This window comes from Acinetobacter gyllenbergii CIP 110306 = MTCC 11365, assembly GCF_000413855.1.
GTDB lineage: Bacteria > Pseudomonadota > Gammaproteobacteria > Pseudomonadales > Moraxellaceae > Acinetobacter > Acinetobacter gyllenbergii.
On record NZ_ATGG01000008.1, the window covers coordinates 86,398 to 106,731 of the forward strand.

Genomic DNA, 20,334 nt, shown 5'->3' on the forward strand with positions numbered 1-20,334 from the left:
TTTTAAATTCAGCTTGCCTGTTTTGACAGGTGAGCAATCAAAATGATCAAGAACAGGAGTAGCACAGTGACTCAACAACTCGAAGCCAAAGTGGCCTTTATTACTGGTTCGGCGAGCGGTATTGGTTTGGAAATTGCGAAAAAATTTGCTCAGGAAGGCGCGAAAGTGGTGATTTCTGATGTCAATGCAGAGAAATGTCAGCAAGCAGTGGAGCAGTTAAAACAGCAGGGTTTTGAAGCCCTATCAGCGCCTTGTGACGTAACTGATGAACAAGCTTATAAAGCGGCAATTGATTTGACTACACAAACTTTTGGGCGTTTGGATATCCTGATCAATAATGCGGGTTTTCAGCATGTTGCAGCAATTGAAGATTTCGCCACGGAGATTTATCAGAAGCTGGTTCAGGTGATGCTGACAGGTTCATTTATCGGGATTAAACATGCGTTTCCGATTATGAAAGCGCAAAAATATGGTCGTATTATCAATATGTCTTCGATCAATGGATTGATTGGCTTTGCTGGTAAGGCGGGTTATAACAGTGCCAAGCATGGCGTGATCGGCTTGACCAAAGTGGCGGCTTTAGAATGCGCCCGTGATGGCATTACTGTGAATGCATTATGTCCGGGTTATGTGGATACGCCGTTGGTGCGTGGGCAAATTGCAGATTTGGCGAAAACTCGTAATGTGAGTCTGGAAAGTGCTTTGGAAGATGTAATTTTAGCGATGGTGCCACAGAAGCGTTTACTCAGTGTTGAAGAAATTGCCGACTATGCGATTTTCCTAGCCAGTCACAAAGGTGCAGGAATCACAGGGCAGGCGGTGGTGATGGATGGTGGTTATACTGCACAGTAAGGACAACACTCCCTCTCACTTGAGGGGGAGGTAGCAAGATTTTTTGTCTATATTTATAATCTATTTATTTTCTTATCTTTGAAAAGTTGGAATATATTTTTCCACTGACTTGCTTTGAATATTGTGATAAGTATACCAATGGTTATGATGAATAATCCTGATATAGAAGTTAAGGATATCGTTTCTTTTAGTATTACTGCTGAAATTAGAGTGGATAGAATAGGAACTAAGGCTGCAAAAACAGATCCTGTAGTTGATCCAAGTAAAATTACAGATTTACTGTAAAAAAATAGTGCGATGATAGAAACGAAAAACCCTTGATAAATAATTTGAGGGATTAAAGTGGATAAAGGGTTGGAAAATATTTCTATTCCTTTGATGTATAAATAAAATGGTGTATATAAAATCATTGAAAAGAAGCATACCAGCGCAGTTGCATACATGGCTGAGTTAAAATAATACCGAGATGCAATCGTATAGGTTGCCCATAAAAATCCTCCAATAATAAAAAGAAAGTGTGAAAATATATATGAGCTATTAAATGTTGAATATACTGAAAATAGAACTCCAATCATGATGGTGATGATACCTAGACTTTCATTTTTATGAGATTTTATTTTTAATATCATTGTACTTAATAAAAGAGAGAATAAGATCATACAGGCTGGAGTCATAATTGAAAACTGTTCGACAGGTGCATATTTGAGTCCAAAGGAAATTATAAGCATATATGGAACACCTAAGCCAACAGTTATCATTAGAAGCCCTTTTATTGGGGTTTTCATATTTTTATTCATGAGCAAGTAAGGAATGACTAATATTCCTGAAACAAAAAAACGTATAAAAGTAATCTCAAAGGGATCTAAGTTTGATTTTGAAACCCCAAATCTGGTCATGACTGGAAAAGCTGCCCATATTAAAGCTGCTAAGCTTCCGTAGATAATACCTAACCAAGATTCATTTGTTTTTGTCATTTTTAACATCCTTGTTTATTTGATGTTTAACTTTCTCTTAAGTATTTATTTAATTCTTGGATGTCCATATTTGTTAACGGCGATGGTTGACGGTTTGATTTGTTTATTTGAACGATTACGGTTTCTGCTGCTGCGCATTGTTTTTCAGCTTGATAAATAACTTGTTCAAAAATAATGGAGCTCGTACCTATTTTTTTTATAGCAGTTTTCGTTTCTATGTAGCCTGGCCATAAAATTTCACTTATAAATTGTATGGTTAAGTTTGCTATTACAAATTCAGTTTCATTTGATTGATTTATTATTTTTTGGTTGTATAAAATCTCTACACGTCCTGTTTCTAGAAATGTTGAGAATAAAGCATTGTTAATATGGCCTTGTCTATCAGTATCTGAATATCTTAATTTATCCATTGTCACTAGGGGATAAGATTTTGATTTTATATTCATTGTATTGTCCTTAACCAAATTATAACCAAGGATAATTAATACTCTTGATTATATTTTTGAGTTGATATTAAAAATATGAAAAACTGATAAGAGTTGCTATTTGTTTTCATATACAATCATCCTCATAGCGGAATGTGTTAATTTTGGTTTTTCAATGTCATACAACACTCTTTTAGTTAATTGACAAATTGAAAAACTATTATTTTCTAATCTTTTAATTACGATAATTGTGAGTTATCTTTGACAGTCTTGTCAATTTTGACAGGGTTGTCAAGTATAAGGAGTGTAACTTGTCTGGAGTAAGGCAGTTTGATGAGGCATTTATCCTCCCATTAGTCTTGGATATCTTTTGGAGAAATGGCTGGCAAGCAACTTCATTAGTTGAGATTGCGAAGGAAACAGGTGTCCAACGAGGATCTTTGTATAATGCGTATGGAGGAAAAGATGAGCTTTTTCTTCAAGCATATGAAATTTATTGTAAAAATTTTTTAAATAATATTGATTTGGCAATGCAAGGAGATTCATTACAGGAGGTTTTAACCAATTTTTTCAGCGCAGCATTGGCTAATATGTCTAAGGGCACTCCTGCAAAAGGATGTCTGACCACTAAAATGTTAGTAGATATAAATCTCACAAGTGAACGTATACAGCAGCGCTTAAGAGATTTCATGAATGAACTTAGATTGGCATTAGAGGTTAAATTATCTGACCCAAAATGGAAGGATTCATTGATTTTAGAAGTTGGCCAAACAGCAGACGTTTTAATCACATATACGAGGGGTATTGCTGTGATGGAAAGAGCTTATAAAGATCCCACTTTCCTTCAGAATACATGTGATGCTTTTGTTCAAATTTTAGTAAAAAAATAAATATTCTTGGTTAGAATGAATCAGCCTTTAATTCTAATATGACTTGATATGAACAATAAATTCGCCAACTTTTGCCTGTTATCTTTGTGTTTAATTCAAATAAACCAAGCTCAAGCAACGTCATTCAAGACCTATCAATCTGAGCCCTTGCATTGTGGTGAAGCGACTTTTCAAGTGATTTCATCCTGTTTTGATCCCGATGAAGGCTCATTGAGAGGAAGTGGAGGCGTTATGCGTGAATCTTGTCAATCGAGTCATTTGCTGGTGAACTGGAAAGGCCAGCAAAAGCGGATTGATTTTCCAATTGCAACCGCAGCACAAACGCAGCAATTAAAAAGTAAAGGCTATACGTTGCAAAAAGTGATTCGCCAAGGGGATTGGTCACCGCAAAGTTTGGCCTGTGGTCAGGTCAAAGGCATTGCGGGATATTTTGTTGTGGTCAATCAAGCAACTACCAATGATTTGAATCAAGAATACTTGGGCAAAGGCTCTCTGAGTGAAGAGCCAGTGTTACTGAATTTGAATGGCACTATGACCAGTGATGCAGTTAGACAAAAAATCTATCCCTTGCTGAAACAAGATAAAGTTAAAATCACCAAAGTGGTTTCAGCCAATGCCTTATTTGGCGATGAGTAAAGCTTAATTAAACGACTCGTTTGTCCAAACACGATATTGAGAGCGTTTGCTGCCTTTATCGGCTGATTATTGCTACACTTTTTAATTTTTAGGCAGATGCGTTATGTCTTTTGATCTTAAAGTCAGTTTAAAGCAAAGGGCTGAACCTTCCTCACAGCAGAAAAAGCTGAATCGCCTGATTGATCAAATAGAACAGCAAAAAATCAGCCTTACTACATGGCAGAATGCGCAAGCCGAGATTCAACAGCATACGCGGCAAAAGCTGATGCCTGTGTATAGCGAGCTGCATGAAATCCTGTTTCAGCAGTTGGATCAGCTTTGGACGCTATTACAACAGCATGAATTTTCCAAAGCGGAAATGCAGCAACTGGATGAAAAAATTGCCCAGCTTGCACAGTTGTTAAAGCGTTCCAAGATATTGAAGGATGAACAGTTAAAACTGGTCAAGCAGATCGATACTTTTTATCAGCAACATGCTCAGCAATCGGCTAAAAAGAATAAAAAACTACAGTCCGCCAAGTTTGAGTTTAATGAAAGTTGTGATCAAAGTGCAGAATTAGATCAAGATGAGTTTGAGCAATATGCGGCTGAACAGCAACAAGCCCGAGAACAAGCCAAGCAACTTCGACAACAGCAGAAAAGAGAACAAGCTGAGCAAATGGCAGCGCAGTCGCTGAAAACGGTCTATTTAAAAATTGCTGCGATGATTCATCCTGACCGTGAGCAAGACGAGTCCAAGAAAGAAGAAAAAACCGAGTTGTTTCAGCAGGCGAGTCAGGCCTATGAACAGCAGGATTTGTTTTACTTGCTCAAGCTTCAATTACAGCTTGAACAGAATAAGGGTGTTGGCGCTAAAGAGTTATCAGCAGAGCAAGTGAAGTTTTATAAACTGGCTTTGGATGCGCAGAGTCAGCAGCTTGAAAGTCAAATTGAAGAGATTCTGGATTCTTTTCAGTTGGCGAAGAAAGTAAAAGCTGAGCATCTGCATATTAGTGATGTATATAAAGCCATAGATGCGGATTGTGCGGAGTTAAAGCAGCAGTTGAAGTGGGAAAAAGAGCGTTTAAAGCATATGAAGAAGGTGAGTGGAGTGGAGATGTTGTTAGGGCATGGGGTGCTTTGATTTTCCCTCACCCCAACCCTCTCCCTGAGGGAGAGGGAGTAGCAATGGATTTTATAGTGGTATGTAATTAGATGATATTCCCTCTCCTTTTAGGAGAGGGCTAGGGAGAGGTGATAACATAAAATGAAACTAGACCCACAGTTATTAGAATTCGCTAAAGCCATGCGCAGTAATGCGACAGATGCAGAACACCTGATGTGGCAACTACTTCGTGCTAAACGTTTTATGAATCTTAAATTTCGCAGACAGCATGTGATTGCACCCTATATTGTAGATTTTTACTGCCATGAGTTGTGTTTGGTCGTTGAACTGGATGGTAGTCAGCATGGGACTGAGGATGGGCGGGCTTATGATGCTGAACGAACCAAGTTTTTAGAGGCTTTGGATTTAAAAGTAGAACGGTATTGGAATCATGAGATTTTAAAAAATACTGAGAGAGTTTTGGATGATTTATGGAATAAATGTTGTGCGCTTTCTAATAAGACCTCTCCCTAACCCTCTCCTAAAAGGAGAGGGAAAATTGATATATCGAATCTGTGTTAGAAAATTTGCTACTTTCAGCGTGAATAGAATCAAGCAACATAGTAATATTAGAGTTATTTGGATTTTAAAGAATGGACAATAATCCAGTAATTTTTTTAAATATTAATAATGAAGAAAAACTTTATTCTTTTAATTTTGAAAATAAAGAATTAGAGAGATCAAATATCTCTAGAACCAAGCGTGCAGCGAATGGATATGGTTTTTTTATTGAAGTAGATAAACAGAAAAAATTAGTAGCAATTTTGGGTTGCGAAGAGTTTATTTTTTTTCTATTCGATAGAAAGTTGTATCGTTTAGATGATGAGCGCTTAACAGTAATTCAACAAGATGGGTTTCTAAGAAATACTTTTCAACTGTTTGTTGGTAGGGAAAAAGAAATTGATATCCGTTATAAGCAAATATGGGATATTGATAATGACATCTTCTTGGATGTAAAAGATTGGTTGGACATAAAACCTAGAGAGATGAGGCTTTTTAAGTTGAGTGAATATGCATGTTTTCTTAAAGAAACAGATATACAAAAAAGAACCGATATTAAAGGATATTAGGAGTCCTATATTTAAATTCTTATAGAACTTTCTTTGTCATCTACATGAATAGGCTCTTGGACAATTTTTAGATCCCTTAGCAATTTATTTATTTTATGCATTCAAAAAAACCCCTCAATTGAGGGGTTTTTTATTTAAATTACCGCTTAAAGCGCAGCAATTTGCTCCATACTTTGCTTAATTTTCACTAACTGATCAGCAAATTCAGCCAATTTCACTTTTTCACCTTCAACAACCGCTGCTGGTGCTTTCGCTACGAAACCTTCATTCGAAAGTTTATTGGCAATTTGATCATGTTGCTTCTGAACTTTATCCAAGTCCTTCTGCAAACGACCCAATTCAGCTTTAGGATCAATCAAACCTTTCATTGGTACAAATACCGATGCATGGCTAACAACGCTAGAGCAAGACAACGGTGGTTCTTGCTCATTGCTCAAGAACTCAATGCTTTCAACTTTCGCCAATGCTTTGAATAAAGCTTCAATACGGATGATTTGCTCACGCTCAGCATCAGAAATGTTCTTAAGTAATACAGGCAATAAACGCGCATTCCCTAAGCCCATTTCACCACGAATATTACGTACTGCACCAATCAAGCCTTGTAACCACTGCATATCTGCTTCAGCTTGATCATTCACTTTTGCTTGATCAGGAACAGGGTATTGCGCAGTCATAATCGTTGCACCGCCTTTGCCTAACATCGGCGCAAGCGTTTGCCAGATTTCTTCTGTCAAATACGGCATCAAAGGATGTGCCAAACGTAAAGATGCTTCCATCACCGCAAGTAACACACGGCGAACTTCTGCTTTACGCTCTTCTGATACATTGGCATCGTTCAGAACGGGTTTGGTTAACTCAACATACCAGTCACAGTATTCATTCCAGATAAAGTCATAGATCGCTTGCGCAGCAAGGTCTAAACGATACGTCGCGAAGGCTTGATGTACCGCAGCTTCTGCTTTTTGCAGACGGCTCATGATCCATTTTTCTGGAAGTTCCCACAGCTCTGGACGCGCTTCTTGAGCAACCGTTTGACCTTCAACATTCATCAATACGAAACGGGTAGCGTTCCAGATCTTGTTGGCAAAATTACGATAGCCTTCAACACGTTTCATGTCGAACTTAATGTCACGACCCGTGTTCGCCAATGCACAGAACGTGAAACGAACTGCATCAGTACCGTAAGCTTGAATGCCTTCTGGGAATTCTTTACGGGTTGATTTTTCAATCTTCGCTGCTTGTTTCGGGTTCATCAGACCTGTCGTACGTTTTTGTACCAAGGTCTCAAGGTCAACACCATCAATCAAGTCTAGTGGGTCAAGCACGTTACCCTTAGACTTCGACATTTTTTGGCCTTCGCCATCACGGACTAGACCATGCACATAAACCGTTTTAAACGGGACTTGTGGCGTACCATCTTCATTCTTCATGAAGTGCATCGTAAACATGATCATACGAGCAACCCAGAAGAAGATGATGTCAAAACCCGTCACCAATACATCAGTTGGGTGGAAGGTATTGAGGAAATAGTTTTCCGCATCTTTCTTGGCATCGCCAGTCCAACCTAAGGTTGAGAAGGTCCACAGCGCAGAAGAGAACCATGTATCCAGTACGTCTTCATCTTGGTTTAACACAACATCAGCAGGGATGTTATTTTTGGCACGGACTTCTGCTTCGTCACGACCCACATAGATGTTGCCTTCAGCATCGTACCACGCTGGAATACGATGACCCCACCAAAGCTGACGAGAGATACACCAGTCTTGGATATTGTTCATCCACGCCATGTACATGTTGCTGTACTGTTCAGGAACAAACTTGATACGACCATCTTGAACTGCTTCAATTGCAGGCTGTGCCAACGGAGCAATTTTTACATACCATTGATCTGTCAATAATGGCTCAACGATTACACCTGAACGGTCACCGCGTGGTGGTTTAAGCGTATAAGGTTGGATTTGATCTAACCAGCCTTCAGCTTCTGCTTGTTCAACCAGTTTTTTACGTGCTTCAAAACGCTCTAAACCAATATAGTCCGCAGGGGCAGGGATGGTTTTAGAAATTTGCTCGCCTGCTTTGGCAATGTATTCAAACTCAGCCAATACTTCTGCATTTTTATTGAAGATATTGATGATTGGTAATTCACAACGCTTACCGACTTCATAGTCGTTAAAGTCGTGTGCAGGGGTGATTTTTACACAGCCTGTACCGAATTCTTTATCGACATATTCATCTTTAACGATTGGAACAGCACGACCTGTAATTGGCAGGATAATGTTCTGACCTACAAGGTGCGTATAGCGTTCATCATCCAGTGCCACAGCAACCGCAGTATCACCTAACAAGGTTTCAGGACGAGTGGTAGCGACCACAATATGGTCTTTACCATCATGGGTACGTAGGTTTTTATCTTCAAAAAAATATTTGAAGTGCCACAATGAACCTGCTTCTTCTTTATCTGATTCAACTTCTAAATCTGACAGCGCAGTTTGTAGTTTCGGGTCCCAGTTGACGAGTCGTTTACCACGGTAGATCAAGCCATCTTCATGCAGTTTAACGAAGACTTCTTTGACCGCATTGGATAAACCTTCATCCATAGTGAAGCGTTCACGCGACCAGTCTACTGAAGAACCTAGGCGACGAATCTGACGGGTGATGGTATCGCCTGATTGCTCTTTCCATTCCCAGATCTTTTCGATGAATTTTTCACGACCCAAGTCATGACGGCTGACACCTTGTGCACCTAATTGACGCTCGACCACCATCTGCGTTGCAATCCCCGCATGGTCAGTCCCAGGTTGCCATAAGGTATTTTTACCCATCATACGGTTGTAACGGGTCAGTGCATCCATGATGGCATTGTTAAAGCCATGTCCCATGTGCAAGCTACCAGTGACGTTCGGTGGCGGAATCATGATACAGAATGATTCACCTTGACCTGAGGGTTTGAAATAACCTTGTTGTTCCCAGATTTGATACCATTTCTTTTCGATCTCAGTTGGATCGTAAGTGGTTGCAATATTTTGAGCAGATTGAGCGTCAGTCATAGTACAGAAGATTAAAATTGAATAAAAAATTAGATCTATTGTAGCAAAAAATCCTCGCTTCTGTAGGCATTTCAGCCTGACCTGATGTGAATGATAAAAGCCGCTTAAATAATGGCTAAATTGGTGTTTCTTGAGCTTTTATAGATGAGATGTTTAGTACATCTTCATAAAGTGGTTTTTATGAGAGCGAATCGACCACTCAAGTACGATAACATCTTTATACGCTTCAAATTTTTCTAAAAAAGCCGATGAAAGGCGTTGGATTTTTATACAAATAGGATTAGATTTGTGGAGTGCATCACATAACTTAAAAATATTGATGCTTAAAACAACAATATAAGAATGCGAAAAACTAAAAAGGGATGCTGCTCATGACTTATTCAATCTTATTGAAAATTAATGACGTCACACATGGACAATTTGAGACCATTCGCCAGCAATTGAACGCGGGCACGCATGAAAGCCAATCTCGTATCTTGGGTGAGGTGTTATCCGAAATTGCCTGTGAAATTGTCGAGCAAGTGTTTGCGGTTTTACTGATTCAAAGCCATCAACCGACACAACTCACCCAAAAAAACACCGTTGAATCTGAAAAAATTATTCAACAGATTATTGCTGCTGTGCGTAAATATATGCCGTGGTCGATTGCCTTATTTGGCAATGAGCGTCTTTGTCCCTTTGCCAATTATTTTTCCAATATGATCAAGTATCACGATGAGCAGGTGTATGTGTCTTATCCGATTGATCGACAACTGGTACAGCAGGCACATGGTTTGGTCACGCAACTCAAGAATAATGAAATCAGTGATATGGTCGATGTATTCCAAACCTTGATCCAAATCGTGGATTTGGGGGTAACCAATTTGATTCGTGAACCGAAAAAATGTCTCAATTTTAATGCTGTGGTGGATAAAACTTTAAATGGGGTGATCAATATGACTGCACATTTAAGTTATAAGCGTTTAGAGAAAATGGGTAATCAAGTGGATAGCAATGCCGCAACGGATTGTGTCAATCATTTTTTAGCATTTATGCATGTCGATACTGAATAGAGTGTGCTAAATTCGGCGTGTACAACGCCAAAAATGATAGAAAAATTGATCTGATGAAAGGGCTTGTTGATCAAGCTCTTTTTTATGCGATCCAAAAACTAGGGTTATTAAAATGAACACCGCCGTTTTTTTAAATATTCATGCGGATACTTATGCACGTTTTGCACATATTCGGACGCAATTATTGCAAGGACATAAAGAAAGTCAGGCCAATGCTTTAGGCAGTGTATTGTCGGAAATGGCATGTGAAGTGATTGAACAAGTGTTTATGGTACTGCTCCAAGAGAATCAGCAATATTCGCAAACGGGCGAATCAGAAAAAGTCATTCAGCAAATTTTAGATGCGATTCGTAAATATATGCCGTGGTCGATCTCATTTTTTGGCAATGATCGTTTAATCCCTTTGGTGGAATATCTCTCCAAGACCCTACAGATTGAAGATGAACAGGTGTATATGACCTATCCTGTTGAACAACTGTTGGCACAGCAAGTCAGAACCTCTAGTCTGAAATTGGCTGAAGGCGATAGTCGCGAAATTCCAAGTGCCTTAAAATTATTAACAGAAGTGATTGATGTTGGGGTAACTCATTTAATCCGTGAGCCGAAAAAATGTCTCAAGTTTAATTTTGTGGTGGATAAAACGCTGAATGGGGTCATTAATATGACCACACATTTGGGCTATAAGCGTTTAGAAAAACTGGGTGCGCAAATTGATCAGCAAGTCGCAGCAACCTATGTCGATTATTTCCTTAAATTTATGCGCCAGCAAGCATAGGTAGGACAGAGAAATGGCAAAACTCAAAACACTTGAAAATAAAGTGGTCTGGATTACAGGGGCTTCTTCTGGTTTAGGTAAAGCTTTAGCCCGTGAATGTGCCTTACAAGGGGCACAAGTGGTGCTCACTTCACGTCGTTATGATGAATTAGAAGCGGTACGGGTTGGACTACTCAAGCCAGAACAGCATCTTTCGATTGCTGCCGACATTACCGATGAAGCCCAAGTCCGCCACGCGCATGATCAGGTTTTAGCCTGTAAAGGGCGTATTGATTGGTTGATCAATAATGCCGGTTTGAGTCAACGTGCCTTAATTCAGGACACCACCATGCACACTGAACGTGCCATTATGGAGGTGGACTATTTCTCGCAAGTGTTCTTTACCAAAACCGTATTACCGACCTTGCTACAACAAAAGTCGGGTCGTGTGGTGTTTGTTTCCAGTGTAGCAGGCTTATTGGGGACACAGTATCGTGCCACTTACTCTGCCGCAAAAGCAGCAATTCATATGTGGGCTAACAGTCTGCGTGCCGAAGTTGCTCCAGCAGGGGTTGAGGTGTCAGTGGTGTTCCCAGGTTTTGTGAAAACCAATGTATCATTCAATGCTTTAAATGGTGAAGGTAAGCCCCAAGGGCATCAGGATGAAGCCATTGAAAATGGTCTAGATGCTGATGTATTTGCGGAACGGGTGGTGGAATCCTTAATGGCAGGCGAGCAATATATTGTCGTTGGCGGGAAAAAAGAGCAATTGGGTGTGTTGGTCTCTAGATTGTCACCCAACTTGTTGTATAAGATGATTCGCAAAATGAAAGTGAAATGATTGTGAATATTGTGGTTTTAAAAGGACGTGTAGGTGGAAGATAGTCAAAATTTATCTCAGCCATCTTCGAGCCATCACGTATCGATTCCATTGATTGTCAGTTATTTGTTACTTGCTTTGCCTGCCAGCTTCTTCATTGCTGGACTTGTGGCTCAGTTATTGACCGTCACGATTTCCCATTTTGAAGGCGCTAATGGCTATGCATGGATGGGAGTCTTTATGTTGGCTGTTCCATCGATCTTTTTATCTTGTCTGATTGCTTTGCCGATCATGATTAAAAAAGTGCCTCACATTTTATCTACGACTGTCTGGATATTCGGGGGTTTAACTTTTTTTTTGGTTTTATATCTCACCAGTGTTCTCAACTAGACTGAAGTAATTGAAAATAGAGTGGATTCTAGATGCTCTGTGGAATGGTGTAATCGAATGACAATCAATAACCGCAAAAAAGCCGTTTTTAATTGGAGCGGCGGCAAAGACTCATCCTTAGCATTGTATAAAGTCTTACAGCAGGACGAGTTCGAGGTGATTGCTTTATTAACTACAGTGAATGAAGAAACCGAGTTGTCTTCGATGCATGCCATTCCACATAGGCTGCTTGAAAAGCAGGCTGAAAGTATTGGCATTCCACTTTATCCAGTGTTTTTGCCCAAAAATCTGCCTATCTATGAACAGCGTATGTTGGATGCAGCCCATCATTTTAAGGCACAGGGGGTTGAGCACTTTATCTTTGGTGATATCTATCTCAGTGATGTGCGTCAATATCGGGAAGATCGTTTACAGCCTTTAGGCATCGAAGTGGTTGAGCCAATCTGGAACCTGAACTCGACTGAAGTCATGCAAGATTTTTTGGATTCAGGCATTCAAACCAAAATTATTGTGACCGATGCCAGCAAGCTCGATGAGTCGTTTATTGGTCAAGATATCGATGCAGCTTTGCTTGAGCGAATGCCAAGTGAAGTTGATGTCTGTGGTGAAAATGGGGAGTACCATACCTTTGCTTATGCAGGCGGGTTATTTAAGTTCCATGTTGAATTTGAGATTGCTGAAACGCGGCAAATGTCTTATGAGTTTAAGTTAGAGAATGGGGAAGAACAAACTTATCATTATTGGCAAGCCATCTTTGCCGACTCCTAAGCAAAAATTCTGTGCTTGACACAGGATTTTTTTAAAAATCATTAAACCCGTTATTTACTTTTTATTAAAAAAAGCTACTTGATAAAAACAAGCTATTTTTTGCACAATCATTCGGTCTTTACTGAAAAATAAGCATAATACAAAGCTCTGGCATAAGCGTGAATCGCTGCCTAGATCCAAATGAATAATACTAACCTCTCTTTAGCAGTGAAGGCATGGAGATTGTACATGGAAAGACGACTTTCACTTCTGGCCAAGGAACGCACGATTGCCCATTCTGGTTATAACCGTTGGCTATTGCCTCCTGCCGCCTTAGCGATTCATCTCAGTATTGGTATGGCATATGGCTTTTCTGTGTTTTGGTTGCCATTATCCAAAGCATTGGGAATTGATGCGCCAATCGAATGTAAAAACATAGGTCTGCTTGAGCAGTTGTTCACTACAACCTGTGACTGGAGTGTGTCCACATTAAGTATTATGTACACGCTGTTTTTTGTCTTTTTAGGTTCATCCGCATTTTTGTTTGGGGGTTGGCTTGAACATGCAGGGCCGCGAAAGGCAGGCGTGGTTGCGGCATTTTGCTGGGCAAGTGGTTTGATCTTATCTGCGCTGGGTGTTTATACACATCAGTTGTGGTTATTGTGGTTAGGAGGTGGAATAGGGGGCATCGGGCTTGGGCTTGGCTATATTTCACCTGTATCAACCCTGATTAAATGGTTTCCAGATCGTCGGGGTTTAGCAACAGGTCTTGCCATTATGGGCTTTGGTGGAGGCGCCATGATTGGTGCGCCATTGGCAGATAAGTTAATGAAGCTCTTTGCAACGGATACCTCTGTGGGTGTCTGGCAAACGTTTTTGGTACTGGCTGCCGTTTATTTTATTTTCATGATTGGCGGTGCCTTTGGTTACCGCATTCCGCCTTCAAATTGGAAACCGAGTGGCTGGCAACCGACAGTAACGCAGGCGACAGGTCTTGTGACCAATCGTCACGTGCATTTAAATAAGGCATGGAAAACCAAGCAGTTCTGGTTGATTTGGGGTGTACTTTGTTTAAACGTATCTGCTGGTATAGGTATTTTAGCCATGGCTTCGCCGTTGTTACAGGAAGTATTTGGCGGACGTCTCATCGGCTTAGATGTGGGAATTAATGAATTAAATGCGGACCAAAAAATGCAGATTGCAACTTTTGCAGCAGGCTTCACGGGTTTACTGTCCTTATTTAATATTGCTGGGCGCTTCTTCTGGGCATCGACATCGGACTTTATTGGTCGTAAAAACACATATTTTATTTTTCTCGCCTTGGGTTTCTTGTTATATGTCTCGATTCCACAGTTGGCACATGCCGAAAATTTGCCATTATTCGTTTTAGCCTTCTGTGTCATCCTGTCGATATATGGTGGTGGTTTTGCCACTGTGCCTGCTTATTTGGCTGATATTTTCGGTACCCAAATGGTTGGGGCCATTCATGGGCGTTTGCTTACCGCATGGTCTGTCGCAGGCGTATTTGGAACCTTATTGATTACCAATATTCGAGATTATCAACTGGCACATGGCATAGCTCAAGCGCAATCTTATGACACGACCATGTATATTTTGGCAGCTATGTTAGCGATTGGATTTGTACTCAATTTAATGGTCAAACCAGTTGATGAAGATCAATACATGACAGAGGCTGAATTGGCTGCTGAAAAGGCTTTGGCACATGAGAAATTACCGCAAGATTTAAGCCTAAATCATGATGTAGCACATGCGCCATCCAAGACGATTACCGTGGTACTTGCTTGGTTGGTGGTGGGGCTTCCTTTACTGGCAGGGATTTGGTTTACTTTGCAAAAGGCGATTGTTTTATTTCATTAACTTTAAAATCTAAGCTAGAAAAAATGCCTCATGATTCGAGGCATTTTTTATTCTATTGGTAATACAGTAATTCCCCAATAGGCTACTGTCATCAATGTGGAGCGTTTACGATGGCAGTTCCATAGGCAAATACTTCAACCATACCACCTTGCATACCTAGTTCGGTGGTGCTGAGTCGAACCCCCATAATTTGATTGGCACCCACAGCATGGGCTTCCTGCTTGAGTCGAATCACAGCTTCACGACGTGCACGTTCCACCACACTTTCATAGCTGACCAAACGCCCACCAAAGAAGTTACGAATGGTTGCTAGTACATATTTAAAATAATCGTGTGAGATCACCACATTACTGCTGACCATATGTCCATGTGCAGAGGTTTTGACAAAACGATTGGTATCAATCCGAATATGCGCAAATTGCTTTTCTTTCTGGTCCAGTTCGCGCAAGTGTTTTTGCTCGATATGACGACCAAAACCCCAACCGACTGAGAATAGGATCAGAAACAGGACGATCTGAAAAATGAATCCATCCATCGTTTTTCCTATGCGCTAAATGGGTCTGGGAGCTTAGGGGCAACCGGTTGCACCACCACTGCTGTGCCGTAAACAAATAATTCTGATGCGCCTTGCGCAATATTTGAAGTCGAGAAACGTATCCCGACAATGGCATTGGCGCCTAAACCTTTGGCCTTATCAATCATCCGTTGAGTCGCTTCTTGGCGAGATTCTTCAAGCAGTTCGGTATAACCTGTCAACTCACCACCGACAATATTCTTTAAGCCTGCCATCAAATCACGGCCGACATGTTTACTACGAACGGTGCTGCCATACACCACATCAAGTTGACGTAAAATTTCATGCCCGGGTACAGACTCTAAACTGCTCAATAACATTGTCTTTTCTAAATCTTCAATCTATTCAGTTTGAAGATAAGAAATATTCGCAAGGGTTGCAACAAAAAAGCTCACCGAAGTGAGCTTTTTTATCCGCAAAAGATGAAATTATTTTTTTGCGTAATGTTGTTCTGAACTTGATGGCTGATGCGTTACCGTTTCACTGGTAGACGCTTTGAGGCCGCCACCTAAGGTTTTGTACAGTTCAACTTGGTTGTTAAGGTTTGCTTGTTGAAGCAACAATAAACCTTGTTCAGCTGAATAAGCAGAACGTTGTGCATCCAATACGGTTAAATAGCTATCAATACCTGCACGGAAGCGGGCGTTTGAAAGTTTATATGTGGTATTGGTCGCATCAACCAAACGACGTTGCGCTGTTAAACGGTCACCAATATTGGCACGTGTTGCCAAAGCATCATTCACTTCACGGAAAGCAGACTGAACTGACTTTTCATAGTTAGCCAATGCAATTTTCTGATCGGTTTCAGAGATTTTGATGTTCGCTTTACGTGTACCCCAGTCAAAAATTGGGATATTCAGGCTTGGACCAATAGACCATACACCATTGCCTGCTTTGAACAGATCGCTCAAGTCAGTTGATGCATAACCCGCAGAACCAGTTAAGCTAATCGTTGGGAACAGTTGAGCTTTAGCTGCCCCAATATTCGCACCTGCAGCACTTAACTGGTATTCAGATGCTTTCACATCTGGGCGGTTATTGAGCAAGTCACTTGGTAAACCAGCACTAAACACGCTTTGTTGGGTGATACGCGCTACTTGTTGTTGCGGTAACAGGTTTTGTGGCACTTGCTGACCAACAAGCAAGTTCAACAAGTTTTGTGCTTGAGCAACTTGAGTCTTGTAGTTCGCAACATCATTACGTGCTGTTTCAACCGAAATTTGTGCTTGGCGCACAGGGATTTCGCTATCAATACCCACATCAAAACGTTTCTTGTTCAAGTTAAACGAGTCTTGTTGAGCTTTCAGCGTTTGATCCGCAAGTTTCAATTGTGCGTTCGCGTATGAGTAGTTCAACCAGGCTTGAGTGACTTGGCTGATCAAGCTGATCTGCGTTGCATCGCGTGAGCTTTGCGTTGCAAGATAACTATCCAAAGCCGCATCTTTCAAGCTACGTACACGACCCCAGAAATCCAACTCATATGAAGTTAGGCCTAAACCGACTTGATAGGTTGAATATGGGTTATTTGGATCACGAGTAGGGGTGACTTGACGAACCGCACTACCACTTGCGCCAATCGTTGGTAACTGATTGTTTTCCGAGATTTGGTATTGCTGTTGTGCTTTTTGGATATTCAAAGCCGCAGTACGTAAATCACGGTTATTGGCAAGCGCCAGATCAATCACTTGCAGTAAACGTTGGTCAGCAAAGAAATCTTTGTAACCTTGTTCTGCGATTGATGTTCCAGAAGCATTGCCGTAAGACGCGAAGCTTTCAGGAACATCTGAGCTTACCACAGGCTCTGGCCCGCGCATGCTTTGGCAGGCAGCCAAAGACAGCGCGAGGGCAGAGATTGCAATGCCACGACTGGAAATAGACCATACAGTTTGCATCACGATCAATGCTCCTGAGTATTTAAAGTTTTAGGTTTGTACTTAAAGATACTACGAATCCACACGAAGAATACAGGGATGAAGAAAATACCTAAAAGTGTTGAAGAAATTACACCACCAAGTACACCATAACCGACCGAGTGTTGGCTACCTGCGCCAGCACCGCTTGCTAGGGCGAGCGGTAAAACACCGAAACCGAATGCAAGTGTAGTCATGATAATTGGACGTAAACGCATTTTGGCAGCATGTAATGTTGCTTCAAAGAGTTCTTCGCCTTGTTCCTGTAATTCTTTCGCAAATTCGACGATCAAAATCGCATTCTTCGCGGATAGACCAATTACGGCAACAATTGCAACCTGGAAGTAAATGTTAAAGGATAAGTTTGGATCACCTTTAATCAGCATACCTAACCATGTCAAGGCAAATGCACCGACGATACCTAAAGGTACAACCAGTAATACCGAAACAGGTACAGACCAGCTTTCATAGAGTGCAGCAAGACACAGGAATACGATTAATAATGAAAGAACAAGAAGAGGTGCTGTTTGACTACCAGAATCACGTTCTTCTAAAGATAAACCTGTCCATTCATAGTCGAAACCAGTTAAGCCCATAGAAGGTAACTTACCAATGATTTCTTCCATTGCCAACATTGCATCACCAGAGCTGACACCTGGTGCAGGCGTACCTTGAATGTTAACAGACGATACGCCGTTATAACGCTCTAGACGTGGTGAACCATAGGTCCATTCACCTTTGGCAAAGCCAGAGAAAGGAACCATTTCGCCTTTGTTATTACGCACATACCACTTGTTCAAGTCTTCAGGCATCATGCGTGTATCCGCTTCACCTTGGACATAAACTTTCTTCACACGACCACGGTCGACGAAGTCATTGATATATGAACCACCCCAAGCCATGCTCATGGTGCTGTTAATATCGGCAATACTGACACCCATTGCACCTGCTTGCGCTTGATCAATGGTGATCTGGTACTGTGGTGTATCTTCTTGACCATTTGGACGTACACCCGCAAGACGTTTGTCTTGTGATGCCATACCTAAAATCGCATTACGAGCAGCAATGAGTTTTTCATGCCCTTGACCGCTGGCATCTTTTAACTGGATATCGAAACCAGAAGCGACACCCAATTCAGGCATTGCGGGTAACTGCAATGGCATGATGTAAGACGCATCTTTCACAATCATGTTCAATGCCATACCACGTTGAATGATGGCACCGATTTGTGATTCTGGTGTCGTACGCTCACTCCAGTCTTTTAATTTAATAAAGGCAAGACCCGCGTTTTGACCCACCCCTGTGAATGAGAAACCAGCAACTGTAAAGATTGACTCTACATTTTCTTTTTCCTTATTCAAGAAATAGCCTGTCATGGTATCGATGACTTTGTCGGTTCGTTCCAAGCTCGCGCTCGGTGGTAACTGAACCAGTGTCATCACCACACCTTGGTCTTCTTCTGGTAAGAATGAAGATGGCAAAACTTTATAAATGCCAACCAAAGCGGCAATCACAACAATATAAAGTACCCCAGAGAATAACTTGTGGTGGGTCATACGATTGACACCGCCTTGGTATTTCTCCGAAAGTCTTTCAAAGCTACGGTTAAACCAACGGAAGAAACGCGCGAAAATATTGTTGCTTTCCTGCTTGTTTGGATCGTGCTGTTTTAACAAGGTTGCACATAGGGCAGGGGTAAAGGTAAGTGCTACGATCAATGACAAGATCATCGCAGTAACCAGCGTGATCGAGAATTGACGATAAATTACCCCAGTGGTTCCACTAAAGAACGCCATCGGTACGAATACCGCTGTTAACACACTGGTAATACCGACTAAGGCGCCTGAAATCTGACTCATCGACTTTTCGGTCGCAGGGACAGGTTCCAGATGTTCTTCCTGCATTACCCGTTCAACGTTCTCGACCACGACAATGGCGTCATCCACCAATAGACCGATGGCCAGTACCATTGCAAACATGGTGAGGGTGTTGATTGAGAAGCCGAAGATATTAATCACGGCAAATGTACCCAACACAACCACAGGAACTGCCAATGTTGGAATAATCGTTGCGCGCCAGTTCTGTAAGAACAAGAACATTACGATAAATACCAAGACAACCGCTTCAATGAGCGTGTGCACAACACTTTCAATCGAAAGACGAATAAATGGTGTGGTGTCATAGGCTAGCTTGTCTTTTAAACCGCTCGGATAGTTATGACGTAACTCAGATAAACGTTTTTCAACCGCAGCAGCAGTATCCAATGCGTTGGCACCTGTTGCCAGTTTGATTGCGACACCACCTGCAGGTTTACCATTGAACTTTGAGTCAAATTGATAGTTATCTGAACCGAGTTCGACACGTGCAACATCACCCAAACGAACTTGTGCACCACCTGAGGTATTTTTCAGGAAGATGTTTTTAAACTGTTCAGGGGTTTGCAACATGGTTTGTGCATTTACCGTTGCGTTAAGAACTTGGCCTGCAGTTGATGGCGCACCACCGAGCTGACCCACCGCAACTTGCGAGTTTTGTGCACGAATAGCAGTTGCAACATCATTTGGCGTCAAGTTAAAGCTGGTCAGCTTTGCTGGATCTAACCAGATACGCATCGCATATGAACCACCAAATACTTGAAGTTCACCTACACCTGCCACACGACTCAGTGGCTCAGAAATATTTGAGTTCACATAGTCTTTAATGTCAGAAGCAGAAAGGCTGTTATCTGGCGAATAAAATGCAATAACTTGCAAGAAGCTTGCACCAGACTTCGTCACTTTTACACCTTGACGTTGTACGTCAGCAGGTAAAAGAGCTGTTGCTGATTGCAGTTTGTTTTGAACTTGTACTTGGGCGATATCTGGATCGACACCTTGTGCGAAGTTCAAGTTAATTGATGCTTGACCATTACCCGCACTATTCGATGAAATGTAACGTAAACCATCCAAACCATTCATTTGTTGTTCAATGATTTGGGTGACCGTATTTTCAACGGTTTGCGCAGAAGCCCCAGGATAAGTTGCAGAAATCGTTACCGTGGGGGGGGCAATTGTCGGATATTGTGCAACTGGCATTTTTGTGAGCGTGATAATACCCGCCAACATAATGACCAGTGCGATCACCCAAGCGAAAATTGGGCGATGGATAAAAAATTGAGCCATGCAATCTACC

Annotated in this window: 19 protein-coding genes; 12 read left to right on the plus strand and 7 right to left on the minus strand. The window is 41.3% G+C overall.

Annotation, left to right across the window (positions count from 1 at the left end; all coding sequences use genetic code 11):
* Window positions 1-42 precede the first annotated feature (42 nt).
* On the plus strand, window positions 43-852 hold the full coding sequence (locus F957_RS16470) for a 3-hydroxybutyrate dehydrogenase (RefSeq protein ID WP_378319383.1): 810 nt from the start codon (window positions 43-45) through the stop codon (window positions 850-852).
* Window positions 853-905: 53 nt separating this feature from the next.
* Here F957_RS16470 and F957_RS16465 read toward each other — a convergent pair whose 3' ends face one another.
* Entirely contained in the window at window positions 906-1,826 is a 921-nt protein-coding gene (locus F957_RS16465) for a DMT family transporter (protein WP_016541377.1), read from the minus strand.
* 26 nt (window positions 1,827-1,852) lie between these two features.
* Entirely contained in the window at window positions 1,853-2,272 is a 420-nt protein-coding gene (locus F957_RS16460; protein WP_016660184.1) for an acyl-CoA thioesterase, read from the minus strand.
* Window positions 2,273-2,562: 290 nt separating this feature from the next.
* On the opposite strand from F957_RS16460, the gene F957_RS16455 reads away from it, so the two are divergent.
* From F957_RS16455 to F957_RS16435, 5 genes are all read left to right on the plus strand, one after another.
* Entirely contained in the window at window positions 2,563-3,141 is a 579-nt protein-coding gene (locus tag F957_RS16455; protein ID WP_016541376.1) for a TetR/AcrR family transcriptional regulator, read from the plus strand.
* A 48-nt stretch (window positions 3,142-3,189) separates the two neighbouring features.
* A complete protein-coding gene (locus F957_RS16450; protein ID WP_016660185.1) occupies window positions 3,190-3,777 on the plus strand; it encodes a hypothetical protein in 588 nt (195 codons plus the stop codon).
* 103 nt (window positions 3,778-3,880) lie between these two features.
* Window positions 3,881-4,900, plus strand: coding sequence for a coiled-coil domain-containing protein (locus tag F957_RS16445; protein ID WP_016541374.1), 1,020 nt, complete (start codon window positions 3,881-3,883; stop codon window positions 4,898-4,900).
* Window positions 4,901-5,023: 123 nt separating this feature from the next.
* Complete coding sequence (locus tag F957_RS16440) at window positions 5,024-5,395, plus strand: endonuclease domain-containing protein (protein ID WP_016541373.1); 372 nt, start codon at window positions 5,024-5,026, stop codon at window positions 5,393-5,395.
* Window positions 5,396-5,514: 119 nt separating this feature from the next.
* Window positions 5,515-5,991: a hypothetical protein gene (locus F957_RS16435; protein WP_016660186.1), complete on the plus strand. Its 477-nt coding sequence runs from the start codon at window positions 5,515-5,517 to the stop codon at window positions 5,989-5,991.
* A 146-nt stretch (window positions 5,992-6,137) separates the two neighbouring features.
* Here F957_RS16435 and F957_RS16430 read toward each other — a convergent pair whose 3' ends face one another.
* Entirely contained in the window at window positions 6,138-9,038 is a 2,901-nt protein-coding gene (locus F957_RS16430) for a valine--tRNA ligase (protein WP_016541372.1), read from the minus strand.
* A 371-nt stretch (window positions 9,039-9,409) separates the two neighbouring features.
* Here F957_RS16430 and F957_RS16425 point away from each other — a divergent pair, with 371 nt between their 5' ends.
* The 6 genes from F957_RS16425 (at window position 9,410) to F957_RS16400 (ending at window position 14,679) form a co-directional block, all read left to right on the plus strand.
* The gene (locus F957_RS16425) at window positions 9,410-10,090 is read left to right on the plus strand and encodes a hypothetical protein (protein ID WP_016541371.1); all 681 of its coding nucleotides are present in this window, start codon (window positions 9,410-9,412) and stop codon (window positions 10,088-10,090) included.
* A 112-nt stretch (window positions 10,091-10,202) separates the two neighbouring features.
* Complete coding sequence (locus tag F957_RS16420) at window positions 10,203-10,865, plus strand: hypothetical protein (protein ID WP_016541370.1); 663 nt, start codon at window positions 10,203-10,205, stop codon at window positions 10,863-10,865.
* Window positions 10,866-10,878: 13 nt separating this feature from the next.
* Window positions 10,879-11,685, plus strand: a complete 807-nt coding sequence (locus F957_RS16415) for an SDR family NAD(P)-dependent oxidoreductase (RefSeq protein WP_016541369.1) — start codon at window positions 10,879-10,881, stop codon at window positions 11,683-11,685.
* A 33-nt stretch (window positions 11,686-11,718) separates the two neighbouring features.
* Window positions 11,719-12,054 (plus strand): hypothetical protein, encoded by a 336-nt coding sequence (locus tag F957_RS16410; protein WP_016541368.1) that lies wholly within the window; start codon window positions 11,719-11,721, stop codon window positions 12,052-12,054.
* A 57-nt stretch (window positions 12,055-12,111) separates the two neighbouring features.
* Window positions 12,112-12,822, plus strand: coding sequence for a Dph6-related ATP pyrophosphatase (locus F957_RS16405; protein ID WP_016541367.1), 711 nt, complete (start codon window positions 12,112-12,114; stop codon window positions 12,820-12,822).
* Window positions 12,823-13,050: 228 nt separating this feature from the next.
* Window positions 13,051-14,679 carry an OFA family MFS transporter gene (locus F957_RS16400; protein ID WP_016541366.1) on the plus strand — a complete coding sequence of 543 codons (1,629 nt, stop codon included), beginning with the start codon at window positions 13,051-13,053 and terminating at the stop codon, window positions 14,677-14,679.
* Between the two features lie 91 nt (window positions 14,680-14,770).
* Here F957_RS16400 and F957_RS16395 read toward each other — a convergent pair whose 3' ends face one another.
* The 4 genes from F957_RS16395 to adeJ all read right to left on the minus strand — a co-directional run bounded on the left by F957_RS16395 (window position 14,771) and on the right by adeJ (window position 20,324).
* Window positions 14,771-15,214, minus strand: a complete 444-nt coding sequence (locus F957_RS16395; RefSeq protein WP_016541365.1) for a YbjQ family protein — start codon at window positions 15,212-15,214, stop codon at window positions 14,771-14,773.
* Window positions 15,215-15,222: 8 nt separating this feature from the next.
* Complete coding sequence (locus F957_RS16390) at window positions 15,223-15,573, minus strand: YbjQ family protein (RefSeq protein WP_016541364.1); 351 nt, start codon at window positions 15,571-15,573, stop codon at window positions 15,223-15,225.
* A gap of 108 nt (window positions 15,574-15,681) precedes the next feature.
* Window positions 15,682-17,145: a multidrug efflux RND transporter AdeIJK outer membrane channel subunit AdeK gene (adeK, locus tag F957_RS16385; RefSeq protein WP_016541363.1), complete on the minus strand. Its 1,464-nt coding sequence runs from the start codon at window positions 17,143-17,145 to the stop codon at window positions 15,682-15,684.
* A 5-nt stretch (window positions 17,146-17,150) separates the two neighbouring features.
* Window positions 17,151-20,324, minus strand: coding sequence for a multidrug efflux RND transporter permease subunit AdeJ (adeJ, locus tag F957_RS16380; RefSeq protein ID WP_004755952.1), 3,174 nt, complete (start codon window positions 20,322-20,324; stop codon window positions 17,151-17,153).
* Window positions 20,325-20,334 lie beyond the last annotated feature (10 nt).

Excerpts from the sequence above, each read along its gene's own strand:
- F957_RS16440 (WP_016541373.1), top strand. The coding sequence starts at position 5,024 with ATGAAACTAGACCCACAGTTATTAGAATTCGCTAAAGCCATGCGCAGT.
- F957_RS16405 (WP_016541367.1), top strand. The coding sequence starts at position 12,112 with ATGACAATCAATAACCGCAAAAAAGCCGTTTTTAATTGGAGCGGCGGC.
- F957_RS16435 (WP_016660186.1), top strand. The coding sequence starts at position 5,515 with ATGGACAATAATCCAGTAATTTTTTTAAATATTAATAATGAAGAAAAA.
- F957_RS16420 (WP_016541370.1), top strand. The coding sequence starts at position 10,203 with ATGAACACCGCCGTTTTTTTAAATATTCATGCGGATACTTATGCACGT.
- F957_RS16395 (WP_016541365.1), bottom strand. The coding sequence starts at position 15,214 with ATGGATGGATTCATTTTTCAGATCGTCCTGTTTCTGATCCTATTCTCA.
- F957_RS16400 (WP_016541366.1), top strand. The coding sequence starts at position 13,051 with ATGGAAAGACGACTTTCACTTCTGGCCAAGGAACGCACGATTGCCCAT.
- F957_RS16470 (WP_378319383.1), top strand. The coding sequence starts at position 43 with ATGATCAAGAACAGGAGTAGCACAGTGACTCAACAACTCGAAGCCAAA.
- F957_RS16425 (WP_016541371.1), top strand. The coding sequence starts at position 9,410 with ATGACTTATTCAATCTTATTGAAAATTAATGACGTCACACATGGACAA.
- F957_RS16460 (WP_016660184.1), bottom strand. The coding sequence starts at position 2,272 with ATGAATATAAAATCAAAATCTTATCCCCTAGTGACAATGGATAAATTA.
- adeJ (WP_004755952.1), bottom strand. The coding sequence starts at position 20,324 with ATGGCTCAATTTTTTATCCATCGCCCAATTTTCGCTTGGGTGATCGCA.
- F957_RS16465 (WP_016541377.1), bottom strand. The coding sequence starts at position 1,826 with ATGACAAAAACAAATGAATCTTGGTTAGGTATTATCTACGGAAGCTTA.
- adeK (WP_016541363.1), bottom strand. The coding sequence starts at position 17,145 with ATGCAAACTGTATGGTCTATTTCCAGTCGTGGCATTGCAATCTCTGCC.
- F957_RS16415 (WP_016541369.1), top strand. The coding sequence starts at position 10,879 with ATGGCAAAACTCAAAACACTTGAAAATAAAGTGGTCTGGATTACAGGG.
- F957_RS16450 (WP_016660185.1), top strand. The coding sequence starts at position 3,190 with ATGAACAATAAATTCGCCAACTTTTGCCTGTTATCTTTGTGTTTAATT.
- F957_RS16390 (WP_016541364.1), bottom strand. The coding sequence starts at position 15,573 with ATGTTATTGAGCAGTTTAGAGTCTGTACCCGGGCATGAAATTTTACGT.
- F957_RS16445 (WP_016541374.1), top strand. The coding sequence starts at position 3,881 with ATGTCTTTTGATCTTAAAGTCAGTTTAAAGCAAAGGGCTGAACCTTCC.
- F957_RS16430 (WP_016541372.1), bottom strand. The coding sequence starts at position 9,038 with ATGACTGACGCTCAATCTGCTCAAAATATTGCAACCACTTACGATCCA.